Here is a 22175-nt window from a genome sequence, read left to right on the forward strand (position 1 = left end):
GCTACACAGAATCTGGAGATTTATCATGCTCAAACAAATCCGCCCAGCCATTAGCGTGCTGGCCTTTATGACCCTGGTCACCGGTGTGGTTTATCCGCTGACCGTTACCGGTGTGGCGCAACTGGCGTTCCCGGCGCAGGCCAATGGCAGCCTGTTGCACAATCAACAAGGCGATGTGCTCGGTAGCGCGTTATTGGCGCAACCCTTCGAGGGCGCGCAGTGGTTTCAGCCGCGCCTTTCAGCCGGTGGTTATGCCACCGTGGCCAGTGGAGCGAGCAACCTCGCACCGAGCAACCCGGCGTTGGCCGAGCGTATCGCCGCAGATGCCCAGCGCTTGCAGGCAGAAGGTCAGGGCGCAGTACCCATGCAGCTGGTGACCACCTCGGCCAGTGGCCTCGATCCGCATCTGTCGCCGGCAGCGGCGCAGTTTCAGATCGCCCGAATCGCCGCAGCACGTGGCATCCCAGCGGCCAGCCTGGAACGACTGATCGAACAGCACGTGGAAAAGCCACTGGTAGGGCCGGCAGTGGTCAATGTGCTGGCGCTGAACCTGGCGCTGGCCGACAATTCGCCTCCCGCAAAAGCTGAGTAACTTGCATGAGTGATGCCGTACGCGCCGATGCCCTGCTCGATGAGATGCCGCGAGAGGGTCGTGGCCGGCTAAAGGTCTTTCTCGGTGCGGCACCTGGCGTAGGTAAGACCTACGCCATGTTACAGGCGGCGCAGGCGCAATTGCGCCAGGGCGTCGACCTGCGCGTTGGTGTGGTGGAAACCCATGGCCGCGCGGAAACCGAGGCCATGCTCACCGGCTTGCCGCAACAGCCGCAGCAGCGTCTGGAATACCGTGGCGTGGCGCTGAGCGAGATGGACCTCGACGGCATTCTGGCCAAGCCGCCAAAGCTGCTGCTGGTCGATGAGCTTGCGCATAGCAATGCCCCCGGCAGCCGCCACAGCAAACGTTGGCAGGATGTGCAGGAGCTGCTGGATGCCGGCATCGACGTGTACACCACGGTCAACGTACAGCACCTCGAAGCGCTGAATGATCAGGTACGTGATATCACCGGTGTGCAGGTGCGCGAAACCTTGCCGGACTGGGTGTTGCAGGAAGCCGACGAGATTCTGCTGATCGACCTGCCGCCGCGCGAGCTGCTGGAGCGCCTGCGTGAAGGCAAGGTGTATGTGCCGGAACAGGCGCGCGCCGCCATCGATGCATTTTTCAGCCAGACCAACCTCACCGCGTTGCGCGAACTGGCGATGCAGACGGCTGCTGCGCGGGTCGATGCCGACTTGAGTCGGCGTTACCGCCAGCAAGGTCAGCAAGCGCCTGCGCTACGTGGCCGCTTGCTGGTCGGCATCGACGGCGATGCCCAGGCTGAACGTCTGGTGCGGCATGCATGCCGGGTGGCCGAGCGCCGTCATCTGCCCTGGTCGGTGGTGTATGTGGACTCCGGCGGTGAGCGCGATGAAACCCGTTTGAGTTACCTGCAGGGCGCGCAGCAATTGGCCGAGCGTCTGGGCGGCGAGGTGGTCAGCCTGCGCGGCAGCGAGGTGGCGAAAACCCTGATCGAGCATGCCCGCGAACGCCGCGCCAGCCTGATTCTGGTGGGCCGCAGCCGGCAACGTCTGCGGCGTATCTGGCACCTTGGCCGGGGCCTGGCTGAGCGTTTGCTGCAACTGGGGCAGGGCCTGGAAATCAGCGTGCTGGATACCGAGGCAAGCCATACCCCGGCCCTGTCGCGGCGCCGCCAGCCTGTAGTCTGGCGTGACTACCTGCTGGCCTTGCTGGCGACGCTGCTGGCCTCTGCCGTGGCGCTGGGTTTATCCCGTGTACTGGAGTTGCCGAATATCTCGCTGATTCTGCTGGCGGCGGTATTGGTGGTGGCGGTGCGCAGCAGCCTGGGCCCGGCCATGGCATGCGCGGGGCTGTCGTTTCTGGCGTACAACTTTCTGTTTATTCCGCCGACCCTGACCCTGACCATCGACCGTCAGCAGGACGTGCTGACCCTGTTGTTCTTTCTGCTGATGGCCGGGCTGACCGGTAACCTGGCCAGCCGCCAGCGTCAGCAATTGCAGGCGCTGCGTGAGACGCAGCGAGAAACCAGCGCACTGCTGGAACTGTCGCGCAAGTTGACGGCGGCCACCGACCGGCAGGCTGTATTAGCGGCCGCCATGCAGCAGCTGGGTCTGTGGCAGGACGTCGAGGTCAGCTTGCTGTCGCGTAGCCCGGATGCGCTGTGGAAGGTCGAGGCGGGTGCGCAGCGCCTGCTCACTGATCTGGAGCGGGCGGCGGCGGACTGGTCATGGCAGCACGATCAGCCGGCCGGACTGGGCACCGGTACTTTGCCGGACGGGCGCTGGTGGTGGTTGCCATTGTCGGGCGAAGAGGGGCCGCTGTTGCTGCTCGGTATCAGCCCCAAGGACGGCAGGAGCTTACCTGCCGAGCGACGGCGTCTGCTTACGGCGTTGGGCCAGCCCTTGGCCCAGGCCCTGGAACGCGCACAGCTGGCGGAGGATCTGGAGGCCGCGCGCCTGCACGGGCAAACCGAGGAGCTGCGCAGCGCGCTGCTGGCCTCGGTCTCCCATGATCTGCGCACGCCGCTGACCGCTATGCGCGGCTCGATTGATAGCCTGCTGGCGCTGGGTGAGCAGATTCCCCTGGCGGATCGCCGCGAGCTGTTGGAAGGCACCCGCGATGAGGCCGAGCGTCTCGACCGCTATATTCAGAACCTGCTGGACATGACTCGCCTGGGCCTCGGTGGGTTGAAACTGGCGCGTGACTGGGTGGCGCCGGCGGATATCGTTGCCAGTGCGACCCAGCGCCTGCGCCCGGTATTGTCTGCCTTGCAGCTGGAGATACAGGTGCCGCAACAGCTGCCGCTGCTCTATGTGCATGCCGCGTTGATCGAACAGGCGCTGGTCAATGTGCTGGAGAATGCTGCGCGTTTTTCCCCGCCCCAGGGGCGTTTGCGTGTGGCCATCGAGGCGGATGCCGAGGAACTGCGCTTTATTGTCAGTGACCAGGGGCCGGGTATTCCTGAGCATGAGCGCACGAAGATTTTCGATATGTTTTATACCGCTGCCCGTGGTGATCGCGGTGGGCAGGGCACTGGTCTGGGCCTGGCGATCTGTCAGGGCATGCTCGGCGCCCATGGCGGTCGGGTGACTGTGGGCGAAGGGCTGGATGGCCTGGGCGCAAGCCTGACCCTGCACCTGCCGTTGCACACGCAGCCGCAGATGGAAGAAGAACAGTGATGGATAGCCGATGAGCCAAAACCCCGCGACCATTCTGGTTATCGATGACGAAGCGCAGATTCGCAAATTCCTGCGCATCAGCCTTACGGCCCAGGGCTACAAGGTGCTGGAAGGCGCTACGGGGCAGGAAGGCCTGGCCCAGGCCGCGCTGGGTAAACCGGACCTGGTGGTGCTCGACCTCGGCCTGCCGGATATGGACGGCCAACAGGTGCTGCGCGAGCTACGCGCCTGGTCGCAAGTACCGGTACTGGTGCTGTCGGTGCGCGCCAGTGAGGGTGAAAAGGTCCTGGCCCTTGATGGCGGCGCCAATGACTACGTGACCAAACCGTTCGGCATTCAGGAATTCCTCGCCCGCGTGCGCGTGTTGCTGCGCCTGGCCGGCGGTGTGGAGCAGGCCAGCGCGGCGGTCAGCAGCGGCCCGTTGCAGGTGGATTTTGCCTACCGCCGGGTCAGCCTCGATGGCGTCGAGGTCAGCCTGACCCGTAAGGAATACGCGGTGCTGGCGCAACTGGCGCGGCATATCGGCCGGGTGGTGACTCAGCAGCAACTGCTCAAAGACATCTGGGGCCCGACCCATGGCGAGGACAGCCACTACCTGCGCGTGGTGGTCGGCCACCTACGGCAGAAACTCGGCGACGACCCCACCGCGCCGCGTTTTATCGTCACCGAAGCGGGTGTTGGCTATCGCCTGCGTGAAGCCTAACGATCACCGCGCTCGTACTTATCCAGCGTATCGCTGGCGATCTGCCGGCCAAGCATGATCAGCTCCGGCGCCTTGTAGAACTCGAAGAAGCGGCATACCCGCTTGGGCACGTTGATCAGGATGTCCGGCGGGTAGCCGGCGATCTTGTACTGGGCCAAGGATGTCTGCATCACCTCAAAGCTCTGGTTGATCAGTTCCAGCAGTGAGGCCGGGCCGCTGAGGTCGGCCACCCGCGAGCCGCTGGCGGATTTCGGTGCGGCGGGTTTGTCCAGGTTGCCACGGGCATTCTGCTGCCAGGGGTTGATGGCTTCGGGCTGCAGCGGGTTGCTGTTGTCCTCCAGCAAAAGCAGCTCATCGTCTTCGCCGGGTTTGCGTTTGAACGAGGGCAGGCGTGAGCCGAGCGAGCTCATCAATAGATCAAAGCGGCCCTTGAGCGCCGGCGCGCGTTCGATGATCGGCAGTTCGTAGTACTGCTGGTTGGTCGAGTTGAGGTTGACCGCAATGATCAGATCGCAGTGGCTGGACACCACCGGTACGATGGGCAGCGGGTTGAGCAGGCCGCCATCGACCAGCATGCGCTTGCCCTGTACCACCGGGGTGAACAGGCTAGGAATAGCCGCTGAGGCGCGCATGGCCTGGTGCAGGCAGCCTTCCTGGAACCAGATTTCCTGCTGGTTGGTGAGGTCGGTAGCCACGGCGGTGAAGGGGATCGGCAGCTCTTCAATATTGATCTCGCCGACTATTTCGCGAATCTTGCCGAAGACCTTTTCACCGCGAATCGCCCCCAAACGGAAGCTCACATCGAGCAGGCGCAGCACGTCCAGATAATCCAGGCTCTGCGTCCATTCGCGGTACTCATTGAGTTTGCCGGCGGCGTAGATGCCGCCCACCACCGCGCCCATGGAGCAACCAGCGATACAGGCGATTTCATAGCCACGGGCTTCCAGCTCCTCGATCACGCCGATGTGCGCATAACCACGCGCACCACCGGAGCCCAGTACCAGCGCAATGCGCTTACTCATCCTGATGTTCCTCGTAACTATTAATGCCGCAAACATACGCGCCGTGCTGCGCGCCGCCAAGGCGCGATTTGCTAGTATCCACGGCATTCGGGCCTAAGTGCGACGGCAATTGGAGGCGTTGGCACTTTTGTCTGTTTTGCACGTCTTACTGGCTGTGTTGATGCATCGCAATGAGTCGGGCGATGTGTCTTTATACCGAGTGAAACGTATGTCTCTTTGCAGGAGTTACCAGATGAAACTGTTGATCGTGTTGCCCATGTTGCTGTTGGTGCTAAGCGGTTGTGCGGGAAAAACGGCCTATCGCACCAGCTGCGCCAATCAGCTGGACGCCGCCTGGCGCGAGTTGGATCTGGCCAAGGCCGAAGGGTTTGCCGGTACGGTGAGTTATTCCAAGGCGGTGTCGCTGCTGACTGCTGCGAAAACTCAGCAGCAGTTCGAGGGCTACAAGGGCTGTACGGCGAAGTCCGAGCGCGCCCGTTTCTATATCCGTGAGTCGCGAGCTGGCCGCTGATGCAACTGGATTTCAGCGCACTCGAACCGCTCGAACGCTACCGCTGGTTAGCCTCGACTATCACGCCTCGACCGATTGCCTGGGTCTCCAGTCAATCGGACGCAGGGGTCAGCAACCTGGCGCCGTTTAGCTTCTTTCAGGTGATCAGCGATGACCCGCCGACCCTGATGGTCAACGTTAATCATCGTGCGGATGGCGGACTGAAGGACACGCTGCTGAATGTGCAGGCCAGCGGCGAGCTGGTGATTCAGCTGGTGTCCTTCGCCCAGGCCGAGGCGATGAATGCCAGTGCGGCGGTGCTGCCCTATGGCATCAGCGAGTTCGAGCAGTGCGGTATCGCCAGCCTGCCCTCGCAGCGGGTGGCGTCGCCTCGGGTAGCTGGCGCGGCAGTCGCCTTTGAATGCCGGGTAGCGCAGATCCAGGCCTACCCTGCGGAAAAGCCCAATTGCCATCTGATCTTCGCCGAAGTGCTGTTGGCGCATATCGACGATGCGGTGCTCAATGAGCAGGGCCGTATCGACAGCCAGCAACTCGACCTGATTGGCCGTCTTGGCGGCAGTGGTTATACCCGCACCTTGCAGCGCTTTGAGTTGCAACGCCCCTAGGGGCGTTGCCGCCGCAACAGCCACTTCTCCGCTTCAACACAGACGCATACCCCCAGCGCTACCAGCAGGCACCAACCCCAGGCATATGCTGGCAGGGCGGCAGTGGCGAAGACCTGCTGCATCGCCGGCCAGTAGGTGAGCAGCAGTTGCAGGCTGAGCAACAAGCCGACCATGCTCCAGATCATCGGGTTATCGCGTAGGCCGAAGTTCGCCGACCCTTCTAGGCGACGGCTGCTGAACAGGTAGCCGATTTCGCCGGCAACCACTGCGTTGACCGCCAGGGTGCGGCTGCTTTCAAGGCTCCAGCCAAGAGTCTGGGTGTAGAGGAATAGGCCCAGGCTGGCCAGCGTCATCAATACCCCGATAAATCCCACGCGCCAGAGCAGGTGCCCGCTTAGCAGGTTGATCTTCGGGTCACGAGGCGGGCGGCTCATCAGGTTGGCTTCTGCTGGCTCGAACGCCAGAGCCAGCGCCAGGGTCACTGCGGTGATCATATTGATCCAGAGAATCTGCAGCGGAGTGATCGGCAAAGTCAGGCCCAGGGCGATGGCCGCCAGCAGGATCATCGCCTCGCCGCCATTGGTGGGCAGTATAAACAGGATGGTCTTCTTCAGGTTGTCATAGACCGTGCGGCCTTCCTCGACCGCATGGGCGATGGTGGCGAAGTTGTCGTCGGCCAATACCATTTGCGCGGCTTCCTTGGCCGCCTCAGTGCCCTTGATGCCCATGGCGATGCCGATGTCCGCACGTTTCAGGGCCGGCGCGTCGTTGACGCCGTCGCCGGTCATGGCCACCCGCGCGCCGCAGGCTTGCAGGCGTTCAACCAGGCGCAGTTTGTGCGCCGGGCTGGTGCGGGCGAACACGCTGGTGGCGGGTAGCAACTGATCGAGTTGGCTGTCGCTGAGGCTGTCGAGATCGGCCCCAGTCAGCGGTTTGCCATCCCCCAGGCCAAGGCGCTGGGCAATGGCGCTGGCGGTGCCGGCATGGTCGCCGGTGATCATCTTTACCGCGATACCTGCGCTGTGGCAGTCGGCGATGGCGGCAATGGCTTCCTCGCGCGGTGGATCAAGCATACCGACCAGACCGAGCAGCACGTAATCGCCGTCCAGGTCCTGATAGTCGAGACTCTGCTGCGGTTCGCCGAGCGGCCGAATGGCCAGGCCGAGCATGCGCAGCCCCTGGCGGGCGCCGCTGTCTAGGGCCTGGTGCCAGTGGCGTGGGTCCAGCGGTTCGGGATGGCCGTCGCGCCATTGGCGGTTGCAGGCTTCGAGCAGGCGTTCCGGGGCGCCGATCATATAGATCAGGCCATGGTGGGCATGATCATGGTGCAGGCTGGCGGTGCAGCGTTGCTCGGAACTGAAGGGGATGGCATCGACCTGCGGCAGATTACGCGCTTCATGCTGCAGCTCCAGACCGACCTTGCCAGCCAGGGTCAGCAGCGCGGCTTCGGTGGGGTCGCCGGTGATGCACCAGCCGTTCTCGCCGCTGCGCAGGCTGGCGTTATTGGCCAGCAGGCCGGCACGGGCCAGCTCGCGCAGGTCGTCAGCGGCGTCCAGTTGGCACAGCTGGCCGTCATCGCAGTGAATGCTGCCCTGCGGGGCATAGCCGACGCCCTCGACGCGGTAATGATGTGCGGCGGTAAACACCTGCTGCACGGTCATCTCGTTGCGCGTCAGGGTGCCGGTTTTGTCCGAGCAGATCACGGTGACCGCACCGAGGCTTTCCACCGCTGGCAGATGGCGAATGATCGCCCTGCGCTTGGCCATGCGTTGCACGCCGAGGGCGAGGATGATCGTCAGCACCGCCGGCAGGCCTTCCGGAATGGCCGCCACCGCCAGGCTGACTGCGGCCAGCAGCATGTCCTCTGCGCTGTACCCCCGCAGCAGCACGCCAAAGGCAAAGGTCAGCAGCGCCAGGGCAAGAATGCCCAGGGTCAGGTGGCGAGCAAACTTAGCCTTATCGACCAGCAGCGGCGTTTGCAGGCTAACCACGTTTTCCAGCATGTGGCTGATCTTGCCCAGCTCGGTCTGCTTGGCCGTGGCCACCACCACGCCCGCAGCGCTGCCGGCATTCACCAGTGTGCCGGAATAGGCCATGCTGCGGCGGTCGGCCAGGCTGGCCGAGGCGGCTACGGCGTCGTGATGTTTATCCACGGGTAGGGATTCACCGGTCAGCGCGGCCTCGTCAATGCGCAGATCACGGGTCTCCAGCAGGCGCAGGTCAGCAGGCACGCGGTCGCCGGCCTCCAGCAGTACCCAGTCGCCGGGCACCAGTTGTTCGGCGGCAATGCTGTGCACCTGGCCGTTACGGCGTACACGGCTTTCCAGGCTGAGCATCTGCTGAATCGCCAGCATGGCGTGCTGGGCTTTGCCTTCCTGGACAAAACCGACCAGGGCGTTGATCAGCACCACGGCAAAGATCACCGCACTGTCGAGCCATTCGCCCAGCAAGAGGGTAAGCAGGCAAGCGCCGAGCAGGACGTAGATCAGCAGGTTGTGAAACTGCAGCGCAAAGCGCTTAAACGGCCCGTTGGCCTGTGGCTGTGTCAGCAGGTTGGGACCATGCTCGCTGAGGCGTTGGGCGGCGTCGGAACTGTCCAGACCTTGGGCACTGCTGTTGAGGTTCTGCAGGCTTTGTTGCCCTGGCTGGGCGTGCCAGTCATGACCTGATGGCGCTTGCATTCAATGTGCTCCAGCGCTGTTCGGGTCTTTAGCCTAAACACCACAAACGAGGTGGGTGTTAGCTTGGATCAATTGAATGGCTCACAAGTTCGTCAGTAAAGATTTCCAGCCGCTATGCCGTGGCAACCTGGCGCAGTAGCATCGTCAATCGGTCTTAAAGGAGTGATACATGCGCGCCAAACTGGAAACTGTGCTGCAGACGGTCAATCACGTGCTTCTGGGCAAGGAACCGCAGGTGCGTCTGGCGCTGACCTGCCTGTTGGCCCAGGGCCATCTGCTGATCGAGGACTTGCCCGGCATGGGCAAAACCACCCTCAGCCATGCCCTGGCCAAGGTACTGGGCTTGAGTTTTCAGCGCATCCAGTTCACCTCCGACCTGCTGCCAGGTGACATCCTCGGCACCTCAGTTTTCGACAAGGACACCGGGCAATTTATTTTTCATCCGGGGCCGATTTTCGCCGAGCTGGTGCTGGCCGATGAGATCAACCGCGCCACGCCGAAAAGCCAGAGTGCGCTGCTTGAAGCCATGGAGGAGGGCCAGGTGACCATCGAAGGTGCGACTCGGCCGCTGCCCGAACCGTTCTTTGTAATTGCCACGCAGAACCCTGTCAGTCAGGGTGGCACTTTCGCCTTGCCTGAGTCGCAGTTGGATCGCTTTTTGATGCGTCTATCGCTTGGCTACCCAGGCAAGGCGGCGGAAAAGGCCCTGCTGCTGGGCGACTCACGGCGTTCGCTGTTGCCGACGCTGCCGGCACTGCTGGATCACGCTGAACTGGCGCTGGTGCAGGCCGAAGTGCCGAAAGTTCTCGCCAGTGATGCATTGATCGACTACGTGTTGCGCCTGGTCGATGCCACCCGTACTCAGCCGCAATTCGCCTGGGGTCTGTCGCCTCGGGCCAGCCTGGCGCTGCTTGCGGCTGCGAAAGCCTGGGCCTTCCTCGCCGGGCGAGATTACGTGATTCCAGAAGATGTGCAGGCCGTGCTGCCGTCAGTGGTCGGCCATCGCCTGCGTGAGCGCGCGGACCCGGCCGGGCATGGTGCCGGCAGCTTGGTGCAGTGGTTGCTGCGAGAGGTGCCGGCGCTTTGATCGCCCAGCTCCGATCGCGCTGGAACCGCTGGCTGGCTCGGCGCATTCCGGCAGCCAGCAGCGTACGCCTGAACCAGCGGCGGATCTTTATCATCCCCAGCCGGGTTGGCGCGGCTTTTATGCTGGCGCTGCTGTTGATGTTGCTGGCGGCGATCAACTATCAGAACAGCTTGGCCTATGGCCTGACCTTCCTGCTGGCCTCGGTGTTTGTCGTCGCCATTCTGCACACCTACCGCAACCTGGCCGGGCTGATCCTCAAGGCTGGCAGTGCGCCGGCAGTATTTGTTGGCGAGCCTGCCGGTTTTCGCGTGCGCCTGGAAAGCAGTCAGCGGCCTCATCAGGCCGTCAGCCTGGGCTGGCCACCGGCCGAATTGCAGACGCTGGATGTGCCAGCCGAAGGCGTAAGTGAAAGCCAGCTAAACCTGCCCGCGTTGCAGCGCGGTTGGCTACGGCCCGGTCGACTGCGGGTCGAGAGCCGTTTCCCACTGGGGATTCTGGTGGCCTGGAGCTGGGTCGATCTGGATCAGCGCGTACTGGTTTATCCGCGTCCCTTGTCCGGTGATCTGCCGCTGTCCGCCGGCGCCAGTGAGGATCAGGACGAGGAGGGCAGTCGGCCCCACGGTCAGGGCGTGGATGATTATCAGGGGCTGAAGACTTATCAGTCGGGGGACTCCAAGCGTCGCTTGCACTGGAAGGCTTATTCCCGTGGCCAGGGTTTGCTGGTCAAAGATTTTGCCTCAATCACCGGGCGTGACCTGTACCTGGATTTCGATGCATTGGCCGGTGATGTTGAAACCCGTCTGTCGCTGCTTTGCCATTGGGTGCTGCAGCTGTCCGAGCGTCAGCAACCCTTTGCCCTGAGCCTGCCTGGCCAGGTGCTGGGTGCCGACAGCGGCGAACTGCACCGTGATGCCTGCCTGCGCGCCCTGGCGCTGTTCGGGCGTGCGCCATGAGTCGGGTTACGACGATTCCTCGGATCAGCCTGACCTGGCTGCTGGTGGCACAGGTGCTGGTGATCCTTCCGCATCTGACACATTTACCGTTGTGGATTATTGGTCTGTGGCTGGGCAGTGCCGCCTGGCGTATTCAGATTTTCCGCATGCGTGCGCGTTACCCGAATGCCTGGGCCAAGGGCGGTTTGATGCTGGCCGCAGCGCTCGGGGTGTTTCTTTCCCGCGGCAGCCTGATCGGTCTGGATGCCGGGGTGGTGCTGCTGATCGCGGCGTTCGTGCTCAAGCTGCTGGAGATGCGCACGCGGCGTGATGCATTGGTGCTGATCTTTCTCGGCTTCTTTGTTGTGGTCACCGCCTACCTGTTCGATGACAGCATGCTGATGGCGTTCTACAGCTTGTTGCCGGTTACCGCCTTGCTCGCTGCGCTGATTGGTTTGCAGCAGAGCAGCCTGGCCACCCAGCCCTGGCCGACCGCGCGCCTGGCCGGCGGTCTGCTGCTGCAGGCGCTGCCGGTGATGTTGCTGCTGTTTGTGTTCTTCCCGCGCATGGGCCCTCTGTGGTCATTGCCGGTGCCGAATGACAAGGCCACTACCGGGCTTTCGGACAGCATGGCCCCGGCGGATATCGCCGATCTAAGTCGCTCCGCGGCGCTGGCGTTTCGCGCCAGTTTCAACGGTGAAACCCCGCCGCGCAGTGAGTTGTACTGGCGTGCACTAACCCTGGATCGTTTTGATGGCCGGCGCTGGTCGCAATCCGATTACGCCGAGTTTGGCCCCGCTGCGCAGTGGCAGAAGCAGGGGGATGCGCTGAGTTACAGCATCGTCATGCAGCCGAGTACACAGCGCTGGCTGTTTACCCTGGATGTGGCGGAAACCACATTGGAGCAGACTCGGCAGATGAGCGATTTCCGTCTGCAGCGTCGGCAGCCGGTGGATCGCTCGCTGATCTATCAGGCCACCTCCTGGCCGCAGGCGCTACGCGAGCCTAAGCCGTCTCAGGAAGCCCTGCGCCGCGCCTTGCAGTTACCGGATCAAGGCGAGCCACGCAGCCGCGCTTGGGCTGAGCAGCTTAAGCGCGAGCATCCGCAGCCCGAATTGTTGGTGCAGGCACTGCTTAGCCATTTCAACCGCGAGCCCTTTGCTTACACCCTGACTCCGCCAACGTTAGGGGTGAATAATATTGATGATTTCCTGTTTGAAACCCGCAGCGGCTTCTGTGCGCATTACGCCGGAGCTATGACCTACGTGCTACGCGCTGCGGGCATCCCGGCGCGGGTGGTGGCGGGTTATCAGGGGGGGGAATACAACCCGGCGGGTAACTATGTGCAGGTGCGCCAGTTTGATGCCCATGCCTGGGTTGAGTACTGGCAGGAGGGACGGGGTTGGGTCAGTGTCGATCCGACCTTCCAGGTGGCGCCCGAGCGGATCGACATGGGCCTGGAAGAGGCCCTGGCAGATGAGCAGAGTTTTCTCGAAGACTCGCCTTTCTCGCCGTTGCGCTATCGCAACCTCAGTTGGCTGAATGAGTTGCGGTTGGCCTGGGACAATATCAATTACGGCTGGCAACGCTGGGTGTTGGGCTACCAGAGTCAGCAGCAGCTGGAGTTTCTTCAGCGTTGGCTGGGGCGGGTGGATGCCCAGTCGCTGGTGATCGGCCTGGTCGGTGGTGGGGCGCTGCTGCTTGGTTTGCTATCAATTTGGCTGTTCAAGCCCTGGCAGCGTGAACGTGATGTTCAGCAGCGGCTATTCCGTCGTTTTGAGGGTTTGTTGGCGCGCCATGGCGTGCCGCGTAAACCCGGCGAAGGACCGCGCGACTATGCCGTGCGGGCATCCCAGCTGATGCCAGCCCAGGCGCAAGCGATTGGCGATTTTGCGGCGGCCTTCGAGGCGCAGCGTTATGCCGGGCAAGAACTCTCTACCCTGCAGTTGCGCCTGCACCTGAAGGCCCTCAGGCGCGCGCTGCCTTGGCGGCTTACTCGCCTGGAGCCTTAGTACCGCGACCATTGGCCACTTGTGGCTAATCAATAAGCGCATAGTCTGGGTAGTGATTTCACAGGAGTGAGGCAATGCAAGGCTTGATTGATGAGGTGCCACGACACGTACTGCGGGTTCAGATGCGCTTATTTGCCTGTCGTGAACGGCTGCGGGTGACCACCGATGGGGAGGCCCTGCACGATCTGCGTATTGCCTTGCGCCAGTTGCGCAGCTTGCTGCGGCCGTTATCTTCGGTCGCGGCTTGTGAGGCGTTGCAGCAGCGGGCGGCAGAACTGGGCCGCTTGACCGGTCCGCTGCGCGACCTTGAAGTGCTACAGGGCTATCTGCAACAGCAAGGGCTCGATAGCGCCGCGAAATCTCGGCTACCACTGTTACAGCAGGGCTACCTACAGCTGTTGGACTGTGCACCGTTGGCCCATCTGCTCACTGCTTTGGATGACTGGCCGTGGCAATGGCGTCAGGCGGCTAGCAACGGACAACTGCGTGGTTTGGAAAAGTTGATCAAGCAACGCTTGCGCAAGGATCGCAAGCGCCTGAAACAGGCACTGCTTGACCCTGCACATGACCGTCATCGCCTGCGCTTGCTGGTCAAGCGTCTGCGTTATGCCGCCGAGGCCTATCCGCAGGTGGCCGGTTTTTCCGGTCGTCTGCGCCTGCAGCTTAAACAGGCGCAGTCCGCGCTGGGTGATTGGCATGACCACTGGCAATGGTTGCAGCGCGCCGAAGCCGAAGCAGATTTGCAACCGTGCGTAGCGGTTTGGCGGGCGGCGATGCTCGACGCCGAGCAGCAAGCTGATCTGGCCTTGCAGGCATTGGCCACAGGTTTTGCGCGCGCTGACGACTGAGTTGGCTGAAAAGTCGTTAAACCTTCGGCGTGTTTGGCCGAAATGCCGTGTCATTCGTTGGCGTCTTTGCCCTAAGATCACCCGCATCTTCAGTGTTCGAGGTGCTTATGGGCTTTTCCGAATTACTCCAGGCGGTGCGTGACAACCCTCAAGCGGTGCGGATTCCTGCTGCATGGGGACAAGGCCGTGCCAGTTTCGGCGGTTTGGTGGCGGCGCTGGCCTATGAGGCCATGCGTGCTCAGGTGCCAAGCGGGCGCCCGCCGCGCTCTCTGGCGATTACCTTTGTTGGCCCTGCGGCGCCTGATGTACCCGTGTGCTTTGAGGTGGAAGTGCTGCGTGAAGGCAAGGCCGTCAGCCAAGTATTGGGGCGGGCAATCCAAGATGGGCAAGTGGTGACCATCGTCCAGGGGAGCTTCGGTGCTGGGCGCGACTCGCGTATTGCCGTGTCGGCAGAGCCGGCACCGGAGGCCAAGGCCGTGGAAGCCTGCCAGGAAATGCCTTATATCCCCACTGTAACCCCTGAGTTCACCCGTTTTTTGGCCATGCGCTGGGCGTTTGGTGGTTTGCCTTTCACCAATAATCCGTCGCGGGACATGGGCGGCTGGGTGCGTCTACGTGACCAGGAGGCGGTCGAGGTGGTTACTGAGGCCCACCTGCTGGCCTTGGTGGATGCGTGGCCGCCTGCGGTTTTGCCGCACCTGAGTGCGCCAGCGCCTGGTAGTACGTTGACCTGGACGATTGAGTTTGTGCAGCCAATGACGGCGCTGACGACGCAGGACTGGTGTCTGTACCGGGCGCATATCGAGCATGCCCGCGATGGCTACGGCCATGTGGCCGCAGCAATGTGGAGCGCCAAAGGGGAGTTGCTGGCCATCAGCCGGCAGACGGTGGCGGTGTTCGGTTAAGCGCTGATTACGGCCGTTGCAGTGACGTACTGCAACGGCTGAATTGCCCGCTCTTCACAGCTTGAGCTGACGGATGGCGGTGTTTAACGAGCCGGCCAAATTGGCCAGGTTGGCACTGGTCAGCGCCGATTCCCCCGTTTGGCTGACGGTTTGTTCGGTCACGTCGCGGATGCGGATCACCGCGCGGTTCATTTCTTCAGCCACCTGGCTCTGCTGTTCCGCCGCCACGGCAATCTGCGTATTGCTTTCACGCATATGCGCCACCGACTCGGTAATGGCCACCAGCGCCTGGCCGGCCTCACCGGCCTGTTTGACGCATTCGTCGGCTTTGATCGAACTGTCCTGCATAAAGTCCACGGCATCACGGGTGCCGCTTTGCAGGGTATTGATCATTTGGGTGATCACATCGGTGGAGTCCTGCACCCGTCTAGCCAGGTTGCGTACTTCATCTGCTACCACGGCAAAGCCGCGCCCCATTTCACCGGCACGGGCCGCTTCAATGGCAGCGTTCAAGGCGAGCAGGTTGGTCTGTTCGGCAATGCCATGGATTTCACTGACCACGCCACCGATCTTCTGGCTGTCGGCGGCCAGCTTTTCGATCATCTGCGCGGTTTGCTGCACGCCGCTGGACAGCCCGGAAATCGAAAGGCTCACGCGGTTGACTGCCTGCTGGCCACTGTGCGCCAGGTGTTCGGCATTCTTGGACTGGTCACGGGTATCGGCGGTGTGTTCGGCAATGTGATGCACGGTGGCGGACATCTGATTGATCGCCGTGGCCGCTTGCTCCGTTTCGCTTTGCTGTTCGAGCATGCCCTGGCGTACATCGCGCATATTACCGGCCAAGCGTTCGGCACCTTCATCCAGCTGCGCTGCTGACTGGGCAACGATGCCAACAACACGCTGGTAGCCCGCCTGCATGGCATTAAAGGCACTGGCCATTTTGCCCACTTCATCTTTGCAGTCGAGTGGCACACGGGCGCTGAGGTCACCGCTTTTTTCCACCTGCAGCATCACATCCTTGAGGGTGTTGAGGTGGCTGAGCAGAAAGCGAATCAGCAACTGCGAAGCCGCCAGCAACAGCAGCATCAACAGCGCGACGACCAGGGCATAGCTCGGTGCACGGTCGAAAAACACGTCGGGCAGGCTTGGTGCCGAGGCGGTGATGGCCAGGCGCTGACCGTCTTCACGGACGATGACTTCGGCACCAATCAGACCCTCACTGCCATTCAAATCGACCCAGCCGCGGGCGTTGGCCAGGGCGCTGCCCTGATTGTCCGGCAGGCGTGGAGTCTGGCCAGCCGCAACGCTCAGCAGGTTGCTCGCGCTTGGCAGGGCCTGATCCTGAGGCCATTGGCTTAATAGTCGGGCCTGCTGCTGTGCCGCCTGCTTGGCGGCGGTGTGGTGCACCTGCTGCTCCAGCTGCAGCGCATAGAGCACCAACAGCAGCGTGGTAAAGAAGGCCACGGCATTTACGGCCCAGAATTTGTACTTCAGGGAAAGGTCGCTGATCCAATGGCCCATGCAGGTGTCTCTATGTGAGGTGAAGGCTTGGCAAAGTGCCAGTAGTGTCGGTCAACGACACTGCGGCGCTATTGATCCTTATCAACAAGCTAGCACTCACTGCGCTACTTAGGGGTCAGTCGGTCGTACCCTTTGGGGTGGGCAGGTTGAAGAAGGCCCGGGCTGTAGCGCTGGTATGGGCCGCCAAAACCTGTTCGGTTTCACCGCGATGCAACGCCACTTCACGCAACACCTCAACCAGAAAGGCCGGCTCGTTGCGACCGTTCTTCGGCTTCGGTCGTAGGCTGCGTGGCAGCAGGAACGGCGCATCACTTTCCAGCATCAGGCGGCCGCGGGGGATTTCCTTGACCAGCGGATGCAGGTTACTGCCGCGGCGCTCGTCGCAGATCCAACCGGTGATGCCGATGTGCAGATCCATATCCAGATAGTTGAACAGCGCGCGCTTCTCCCCGGTAAAACAATGCACCACGGCCGCCGGCAGCTGGTCGCGGAAGTGCCGCAGGATAGCCAGCAGGCGCTCGTCGGCATCGCGTTCATGCAGGAAGACCGGCAGTTGCAGTTCTACCGCCAGGGCTAACTGCTGCTCCAACACCTGCTCCTGTTGTGGCCGTGGTGAAAAATCGCGATTGAAGTCCAGTCCGCATTCGCCCACTGCTCGCACTCTGGGATCTTCCAGTAAAGCCTTGAGCTGCGCATGGCTGTTGCTGTTCCAGCTGCTAGCGTCGTGGGGGTGAATACCGGCAGTGCTGAACAAATGTTCGGCGCTGTCATCCAACTGTCGGCACAGCTCTAGGGCGTGTTGGCTTTCCGTCAGACTGGTGCCGGTTAACAGCATTTGCTGGACGCCCGCCGCATAGGCGCGAGCGAGGAGTGCTTCGCGTTGTTCAGCAAAGCTTGGGTGAGTCAGATTGACGCCGATGTCGATGAGTTGCATGGTGCTACCTGCTGAATTGATTGGGCAGCATAGCAGAGCTTTTTTAATAGATTAAAAGCTAATAAATACAGCAACTTAAAGCTTATACGTGATGTTGTATGTGATTGTCGGCTGGCGTCTGAGTGCGGGCTGTGCGAACCTCCGCGCCCCGCGCGAGGGGTCAGTTGCCTTGTCTGCAGCCTGTTTAACCGGGTGGCGGTGCTGATCTGTCGGCCGATTCTGCCCTGGAGCCTTGATGTCGCGAGTGCTGCTCATCTGCTGCCTATTGCTGCTGTCTTGCACGGCGGTAGCGCGCGTGGCTGGCCCTCTGGAAGTCGAGCAGCCTAAGGCGGTCCGCGACCTGGCGAGTATTCGCAGCAGCGGCGAGTTGCGCGTGCTGGTCAACCAGAGCCGCAACAGCTCGGGTGAAGTCAAAGGCCAGAGCATTGGTGTTGAATATCAACGCATGCGCGCCTTCGAGCAGTACCTCAATCGCAACTCGCGGGATGGCCGCACACTCAAGCTGAGGATCATTCCGCGCGCCAAGGACCAATTGCTGGCCGCCCTGCAGCGGGGTGAAGGCGATCTGGTCGCGCCTGGCGAACTATTGAATATGCCGCGCGGCAGTAACCTCAGCGCCAGTGCGGCGATCCGCAGCAACGTGCCAGTGATCATCGTTGCCAAACAGGGTAACCGGCGTTATCAGAACCTCGAACAGTTGTCCGGACGCAGTTTGGCATTGCCTGCAGGCAGTGTGGCGGGTGAGGCGGTACGGGCGCTCAATCAGCGGCTGATCGACAGCAAACGCTCACCGATTATCGTTGAGTGGGTTGACCCGAGCCTGGCGGTCGAGGACGTGTTGGAAATGGTCCAGGCTGGAATCTTCAGTGTCACCGCAGTCGAACAGCCGATTGCTGAACGTTGGGCTAAGGTGATGCCCAAGTTGCGCCTGGACCGCCACCTGCCATTGGCTAGCGACGGTGACATGCGCTGGTATGTGCGCCGCGACACCCCCATGCTTGGCGCCAGTATCGACCGCTTCCTCAAGGGTTACCGTGACCCTGCGGATTTAGATGCCGCGTTCCAGCGCGTCTATCGGCGGCTGTACAAAGTGCATTATCCGTTGGGTCGTACCGAGCGTCAGCGCCTGGAAAAAGTCCGTCCGGTGCTACAACGCTATGCGACCCAGCATGATTTCGATTGGTTGGCGCTGGCTGCCGTGGCCTTTAAGGAATCGACCCTTAACCCTGCCGCCCGAGGTGCGGGCGGTGCTACTGGGCTGATGCAAATCACCCCGGCGGCGGCACGCAGTGTTGGCGTGAGCAATATCGGCGTGCTGGATAACAACGTGCAGGCCAGCGCCAAGTACCTGGCGATGATTCGTCGTAACTACTTCAACAGCCCACAGCTCAACGAACGTGAGCGCATGGCCTTTATCCTGGCTGGCTACAACCTGGGCCCGCAACGGGTGCAGAGCTTGCGGGCTGAAGCGCGTCGGCGGGGCCTAAATCCTAACCAGTGGTTCTTCCAGGTCGAACGGGTGGCGATGGAGCAGATGGGCATGGGCGTGGTCAGCTATGTGAATAGCGTGAATAAGTACTACCTTGCTTATGACCGTGAGCGCTATCTGCTTGAACCCTAGCGCGCAGGTTGAGAATGTCGATTTATTAATTTATTCGATATTTTAAAGCGATTTTATGCGCTTTAAATATTGGTTAATTGGTTTAATCTTTGTTCCATCAACCCCTCACTACAAGGACTGCTGCACATGAACGCTCTGATTAAATCTGTTGTTGCAACTCAAGCTGGCTATGGCCTTACCGTGCTCCGCATCATCGCCGGCATTACCTTTGCCGCCCACGGAGCGCAGAAGCTGTTTGGCTGGTTTGGCGGTTACGGCCTGGAAGGCGTAGGCCAGTGGATGGAAAGCATCGGTCTGGCGCCAGGCTACTTGTTGGCACTGATGGCCGGTAGCGCCGAGTTCTTTGGTGGCATTGCCTTGATTATCGGTCTGCTGGCGCGCCCAGCTGCAGCGATACTGGCAGTGACCATGGTGGTGGCGATTGCCACTGTGCACCTGGCCAATGGTTTCTTCATGAGCAACAACGGTTATGAGTTTGCCCTGGCACTCTTGGTGATCAGCGTAGCAATTCTGATTGAAGGCGCTGGCAAACTGTCCCTAGACAAGCGCATCGCTGGTTAATCGACACGGCAGCAGCCAGTAAAAAGCCCACTTCGGTGGGCTTTTTGCGTTTCAGTGTTGGGGTTTGTTCTGCGTCGCCAGCTGTTCGGCAGCTTCCAGGCGCAGTTGTTCACGCTCATCGAAGTTCTCTGCGGCCAGCTGGGCAATGGCGGCGCGTTTGTCGCTGGCGCTCATGCCTGGGTTGTTTTCGATGGCGGCTTTTTCAGTGCTGTACTGGGCAATGCGTTTTTTCCAGGTTTGCCGCTGTTGATCGAGCACTTCGAGGCGCTGGGTGGCTTCGGCGCCGACCAGTTGCTGACGCAGCTGGCGGATCTGTTCCGGTTTGGCGCCGGCCGCCTGCAGTCGCGCGGTTTGCTGGCGCAGCTCGTTCTGCAGTTGCGGCAGCACGGTGTCCTGCATCTCGGCAGGCAGACTGTTGCGCAGTTGGTCAACAGCGGCGGCTTTGCCGGCATCGTCCAACTGGCTGTTCTGCAGAATCGCCAGGCGTTGCAAGGTGAATTGGTTGTAGGCCTCTTCGCGGGCGAAGAATGCCTGTTGCGTTTCACTGTCGAAAATCCGTGCGCGCAGTGCCTGCACAGCGGCCTCGCGCTGGCGCAGGGCATCCAGATTGGCCATCTGCGGCAGGTCGCGTTCGAGCAGTACCAACTCGCGCTTATAGTCGAGGTACTGGTTGAGCAGAACCAGGGCCTGCTCACGGGCATTGGCCGGCAGTTCTGCGGCGATATAGGCACGCAGCCGCTCGACGCTGGTACGCAGCGGTTCTTCACCGGCTGCGGCAAGGAAATAATCGAAGATGCGCCGAATGTCTTCGCTGATCAGCAGGTTGCCGTTAGCGTCCAGACGAAAGACGCCATCCACTGTGGTGCCGCCGAATGAAGCGGGCAGGTTTTTTAGTGGCGCTACTTGGGTCTGCATGCCGATCTGGCTTGGTGAAGCCGATGGCGTATCACTGCGTTGAATCGGCTGTGGCGCATCGCCACTTAGCTGCGCGGGAATATCCACGGGTTGAAGGTACAGCGCGAGAGCCAGGCAGGCGGCGAACATAAGCGGGGAGAGCAGCAGAAATTTTTTCACGGGCACTCTTCAGGCGGACAGGCGAGTTCGGCGAAACGGACAACAGCACCAGAGGCTGCACGGCAGCCCCTGGTGAAGCCGTTACAGGCCGTCGTTTTTCAGGCGGTTGGCATGTTGGCGGTAGACCGTGACCGGGTCCGTTTCAAACAGGCTGGTCAGGCCGAGTGTCTGGTTGACCTCATCGAGGTGGTTCATCCGGTAGTTATCGCGGATTACCTTGCCCATGCGCGAGCTGCAGCGGCCAACCAGGCCGTCGTTGGCTTCTCCATTGAAGGTTAGCGCGGTGGCGCCCAGCAGCAGGTCGCTCGGGTCGATGATATTGGTCACCGGGCTGGTACCACTCCAGGAGTAGTAGCGCACGCCATTGACGCTGTAAGCACCTTCACCGCAGGCGGTGGTTGGAATCCCCTGTGGGAACTTGGCGTTGAAACGCGCCGCACCCTGGCTGTTGAGAGACTCCAGCGATCCCAGGGCGTTCTGCGGGGTGGTGCTCGAACTGCCAGAGAGGAAGTTGATCAGTGTGCCGAGGCCATTGACGATACCCGATAGCAGGGTTTCTCCAGCTGAACCCGGCGGTACCTGGCGGATAAAGTCGGCGGTGGCCGAGCCTTTATGCGGTGCACCGACGCTTGTAGCTGAGGCAATCAGGTTTGGTTTGACGGCAGCAACGTAGCGGATGGTCGGTCCGCCATGGCTATGGCCAATCAGATTGACCTTGGGCTTGCCGCTGATGGCGACAATCTCTTCCACCTGATCCAGCAGTTCTTCGCCGCGTGCTTCCGAGGTGTTCAGTTGGCTGACTTCGGTGATGTACACGCTGGCACCGTCGCGCCGCAGCGCGGCAGGAATGCCGTACCAGTAGTCGACGCCCAGGATACTGTCGAAGCCGAGCATGCCGTGGGCCAGCACAACCGGGTACTTGGTCTGGGTGTAGCCGGAGGAGCCGAACCAGAAAGCATGGGTGTTGCCAGAGGCCAGCAAGCCGGCGCCCAGGCAGAGGGCGAGCAGGGTTTTATTGTTGTTCATTGGTGCTCTCGCTAGGGTTTATCGGGCAGTTCAAGGCAATCCATGCAGCCAAAACGCCCATCCCGTGGCGCGTACATCAGCCCAAGGGTAGTGGCAGAAACCATGCCAGTAGTCGCAAACAGCCGTATAGCCCTCTGCCACGGGCGATACATCGAAGTTGTGCGCAATCCGGTGCAGGCGCGGTGCCGCGTGTTTGTTACGGGGTGAAACGGTGCTGGTCTGGATTCAGGCCCCAGATGGCGGATCAGCGGCCTGCGAGCCAGCGGCAAAAAGCCAGGTTGGCCGGCCGAATAGGGGTGCCACCAGTCAAAGGTTGGGGTGGTTGGGGAGGGCCGCAGGATCGCGGCTTGACAGCTTTGCGCGGGCTTCTCTAGGATGCCAACCCATGCGCCGATTTAAACAGCTACTTGCGGGGCGCCAGGTTACCTGCTGATTGCAGCGCCCTAAGAAGCACTCTTCGGAGGTTTCGAAATTCCGCTAAAGCGCTGGTTCGGTGTCGCCTCTCACCGCTGCCCAGCGGACCCAATGAGGCGGAGACATATCGATGCACTGTCCCCAACCGCTTATTCGCCTGGCCCCGATCACCTCTGGGCTTACCCTGCAAAATCCGAAAATCCTCCTTGGCGGTAGCCACCAGCCGACCTTGCTGCGCTATCTCGATGGTTGGCCCAAGCGTTGGCCGGGACCGCGGACCTTTCTGATCAACTTTGTTCATGACGGCGAATCCCTGGCGCGCTTTGCCAGCAATCATTTCGATATGGCGGTGATCCAGGCGCCAACGGCCGCGCAGCTGGATGAAACCGTGCGGCAGTTGACGCGCGTAGCCAAGCAGGGGCTGATTACCCGGCGCTGAGTGAATCCCACAATAGCTTTGGCCAAA

The 22175-nt window shown here is 61.5% G+C and carries 19 protein-coding genes; 13 read left to right on the forward strand and 6 right to left on the reverse strand.

Annotation, left to right across the window (positions count from 1 at the left end; all coding sequences use genetic code 11):
• Window positions 1-25 precede the first annotated feature (25 nt).
• The 3 genes from kdpC to HBN63_RS06550 are packed head-to-tail and all read left to right on the forward strand — an operon-like array spanning window position 26 to window position 3955.
• The gene (gene kdpC, locus HBN63_RS06540; RefSeq protein WP_090253400.1) at window positions 26-592 is read left to right on the forward strand and encodes a potassium-transporting ATPase subunit KdpC; all 567 of its coding nucleotides are present in this window, start codon (window positions 26-28) and stop codon (window positions 590-592) included.
• A 5-nt stretch (window positions 593-597) separates the two neighbouring features.
• Window positions 598-3252, forward strand: coding sequence for a sensor histidine kinase KdpD (locus tag HBN63_RS06545; RefSeq protein ID WP_170048831.1), 2655 nt, complete (start codon window positions 598-600; stop codon window positions 3250-3252).
• A gap of 10 nt (window positions 3253-3262) precedes the next feature.
• Window positions 3263-3955, forward strand: coding sequence for a response regulator (locus HBN63_RS06550; RefSeq protein WP_167144728.1), 693 nt, complete (start codon window positions 3263-3265; stop codon window positions 3953-3955).
• Here the strand turns inward: HBN63_RS06550 and HBN63_RS06555 are convergent.
• Window positions 3952-4977: a patatin-like phospholipase family protein gene (locus tag HBN63_RS06555; RefSeq protein WP_170048832.1), complete on the reverse strand. Its 1026-nt coding sequence runs from the start codon at window positions 4975-4977 to the stop codon at window positions 3952-3954. The two genes, HBN63_RS06550 and HBN63_RS06555, sit on opposite strands and share 4 nt — an antisense overlap.
• Before the next feature lie 232 nt (window positions 4978-5209).
• On the opposite strand from HBN63_RS06555, the gene HBN63_RS06560 reads away from it, so the two are divergent.
• Both HBN63_RS06560 and HBN63_RS06565 read left to right on the forward strand, forming a co-directional pair.
• Window positions 5210-5488: a hypothetical protein gene (locus HBN63_RS06560; protein WP_090253413.1), complete on the forward strand. Its 279-nt coding sequence runs from the start codon at window positions 5210-5212 to the stop codon at window positions 5486-5488.
• Window positions 5488-6093 carry a flavin reductase family protein gene (locus tag HBN63_RS06565; RefSeq protein WP_170048833.1) on the forward strand — a complete coding sequence of 202 codons (606 nt, stop codon included), beginning with the start codon at window positions 5488-5490 and terminating at the stop codon, window positions 6091-6093. Before HBN63_RS06560 ends, HBN63_RS06565 begins: the two co-directional genes overlap by 1 nt.
• On the opposite strand, the gene HBN63_RS06570 is transcribed toward HBN63_RS06565, so the two are convergent.
• On the reverse strand, window positions 6090-8774 hold the full coding sequence (locus HBN63_RS06570) for a cation-transporting P-type ATPase (RefSeq protein ID WP_170048834.1): 2685 nt from the start codon (window positions 8772-8774) through the stop codon (window positions 6090-6092). The genes HBN63_RS06565 and HBN63_RS06570 overlap by 4 nt on opposite strands.
• 169 nt (window positions 8775-8943) lie before the next feature.
• Between HBN63_RS06570 and HBN63_RS06575 the strand changes: the two genes are divergently transcribed.
• The 5 genes from HBN63_RS06575 to HBN63_RS06595 all read left to right on the forward strand — a co-directional run bounded on the left by HBN63_RS06575 (window position 8944) and on the right by HBN63_RS06595 (window position 14558).
• Window positions 8944-9861: an AAA family ATPase gene (locus tag HBN63_RS06575; RefSeq protein WP_170048835.1), complete on the forward strand. Its 918-nt coding sequence runs from the start codon at window positions 8944-8946 to the stop codon at window positions 9859-9861.
• Window positions 9858-10814, forward strand: a complete 957-nt coding sequence (locus tag HBN63_RS06580; protein WP_170048836.1) for a DUF58 domain-containing protein — start codon at window positions 9858-9860, stop codon at window positions 10812-10814. Before HBN63_RS06575 ends, HBN63_RS06580 begins: the two co-directional genes overlap by 4 nt.
• Complete coding sequence (locus HBN63_RS06585; RefSeq protein WP_170048837.1) at window positions 10811-12805, forward strand: DUF3488 and transglutaminase-like domain-containing protein; 1995 nt, start codon at window positions 10811-10813, stop codon at window positions 12803-12805. The genes HBN63_RS06580 and HBN63_RS06585 overlap by 4 nt, the downstream gene beginning before the upstream one ends.
• 74 nt (window positions 12806-12879) lie before the next feature.
• Window positions 12880-13653, forward strand: coding sequence for a CHAD domain-containing protein (locus HBN63_RS06590; RefSeq protein ID WP_160087162.1), 774 nt, complete (start codon window positions 12880-12882; stop codon window positions 13651-13653).
• A 107-nt stretch (window positions 13654-13760) separates the two neighbouring features.
• A complete protein-coding gene (locus tag HBN63_RS06595; RefSeq protein WP_090253431.1) occupies window positions 13761-14558 on the forward strand; it encodes a thioesterase family protein in 798 nt (265 codons plus the stop codon).
• 54 nt (window positions 14559-14612) lie between these two features.
• On the opposite strand, the gene HBN63_RS06600 is transcribed toward HBN63_RS06595, so the two are convergent.
• Window positions 14613-16079: a methyl-accepting chemotaxis protein gene (locus tag HBN63_RS06600; RefSeq protein ID WP_170048838.1), complete on the reverse strand. Its 1467-nt coding sequence runs from the start codon at window positions 16077-16079 to the stop codon at window positions 14613-14615.
• 115 nt (window positions 16080-16194) lie between these two features.
• The gene (locus HBN63_RS06605; protein WP_170048839.1) at window positions 16195-17013 is read right to left on the reverse strand and encodes a TatD family hydrolase; all 819 of its coding nucleotides are present in this window, start codon (window positions 17011-17013) and stop codon (window positions 16195-16197) included.
• Window positions 17014-17248: 235 nt separating this feature from the next.
• Between HBN63_RS06605 and HBN63_RS06610 the strand changes: the two genes are divergently transcribed.
• Both HBN63_RS06610 and HBN63_RS06615 read left to right on the forward strand, forming a co-directional pair.
• Entirely contained in the window at window positions 17249-18634 is a 1386-nt protein-coding gene (locus tag HBN63_RS06610; protein ID WP_170048840.1) for a transglycosylase SLT domain-containing protein, read from the forward strand.
• 126 nt (window positions 18635-18760) lie between these two features.
• Window positions 18761-19195: a DoxX family protein gene (locus HBN63_RS06615; protein ID WP_170048841.1), complete on the forward strand. Its 435-nt coding sequence runs from the start codon at window positions 18761-18763 to the stop codon at window positions 19193-19195.
• Window positions 19196-19246: 51 nt separating this feature from the next.
• Here HBN63_RS06615 and HBN63_RS06620 read toward each other — a convergent pair whose 3' ends face one another.
• Together HBN63_RS06620 and HBN63_RS06625 are read right to left on the reverse strand one after the other, a co-directional pair.
• Complete coding sequence (locus HBN63_RS06620; protein ID WP_170048842.1) at window positions 19247-20269, reverse strand: lipase secretion chaperone; 1023 nt, start codon at window positions 20267-20269, stop codon at window positions 19247-19249.
• Window positions 20270-20350: 81 nt separating this feature from the next.
• Window positions 20351-21295 carry a triacylglycerol lipase gene (locus HBN63_RS06625; RefSeq protein WP_090253448.1) on the reverse strand — a complete coding sequence of 315 codons (945 nt, stop codon included), beginning with the start codon at window positions 21293-21295 and terminating at the stop codon, window positions 20351-20353.
• A gap of 544 nt (window positions 21296-21839) precedes the next feature.
• Between HBN63_RS06625 and HBN63_RS06630 the strand changes: the two genes are divergently transcribed.
• The gene (locus HBN63_RS06630; protein ID WP_170048843.1) at window positions 21840-22148 is read left to right on the forward strand and encodes a class I SAM-dependent methyltransferase; all 309 of its coding nucleotides are present in this window, start codon (window positions 21840-21842) and stop codon (window positions 22146-22148) included.
• Window positions 22149-22175: the final 27 nt, after the last annotated feature.

Source organism: Pseudomonas sp. WS 5011 (assembly GCF_012985775.1).
Lineage (GTDB): Bacteria > Pseudomonadota > Gammaproteobacteria > Pseudomonadales > Pseudomonadaceae > Aquipseudomonas > Aquipseudomonas peli.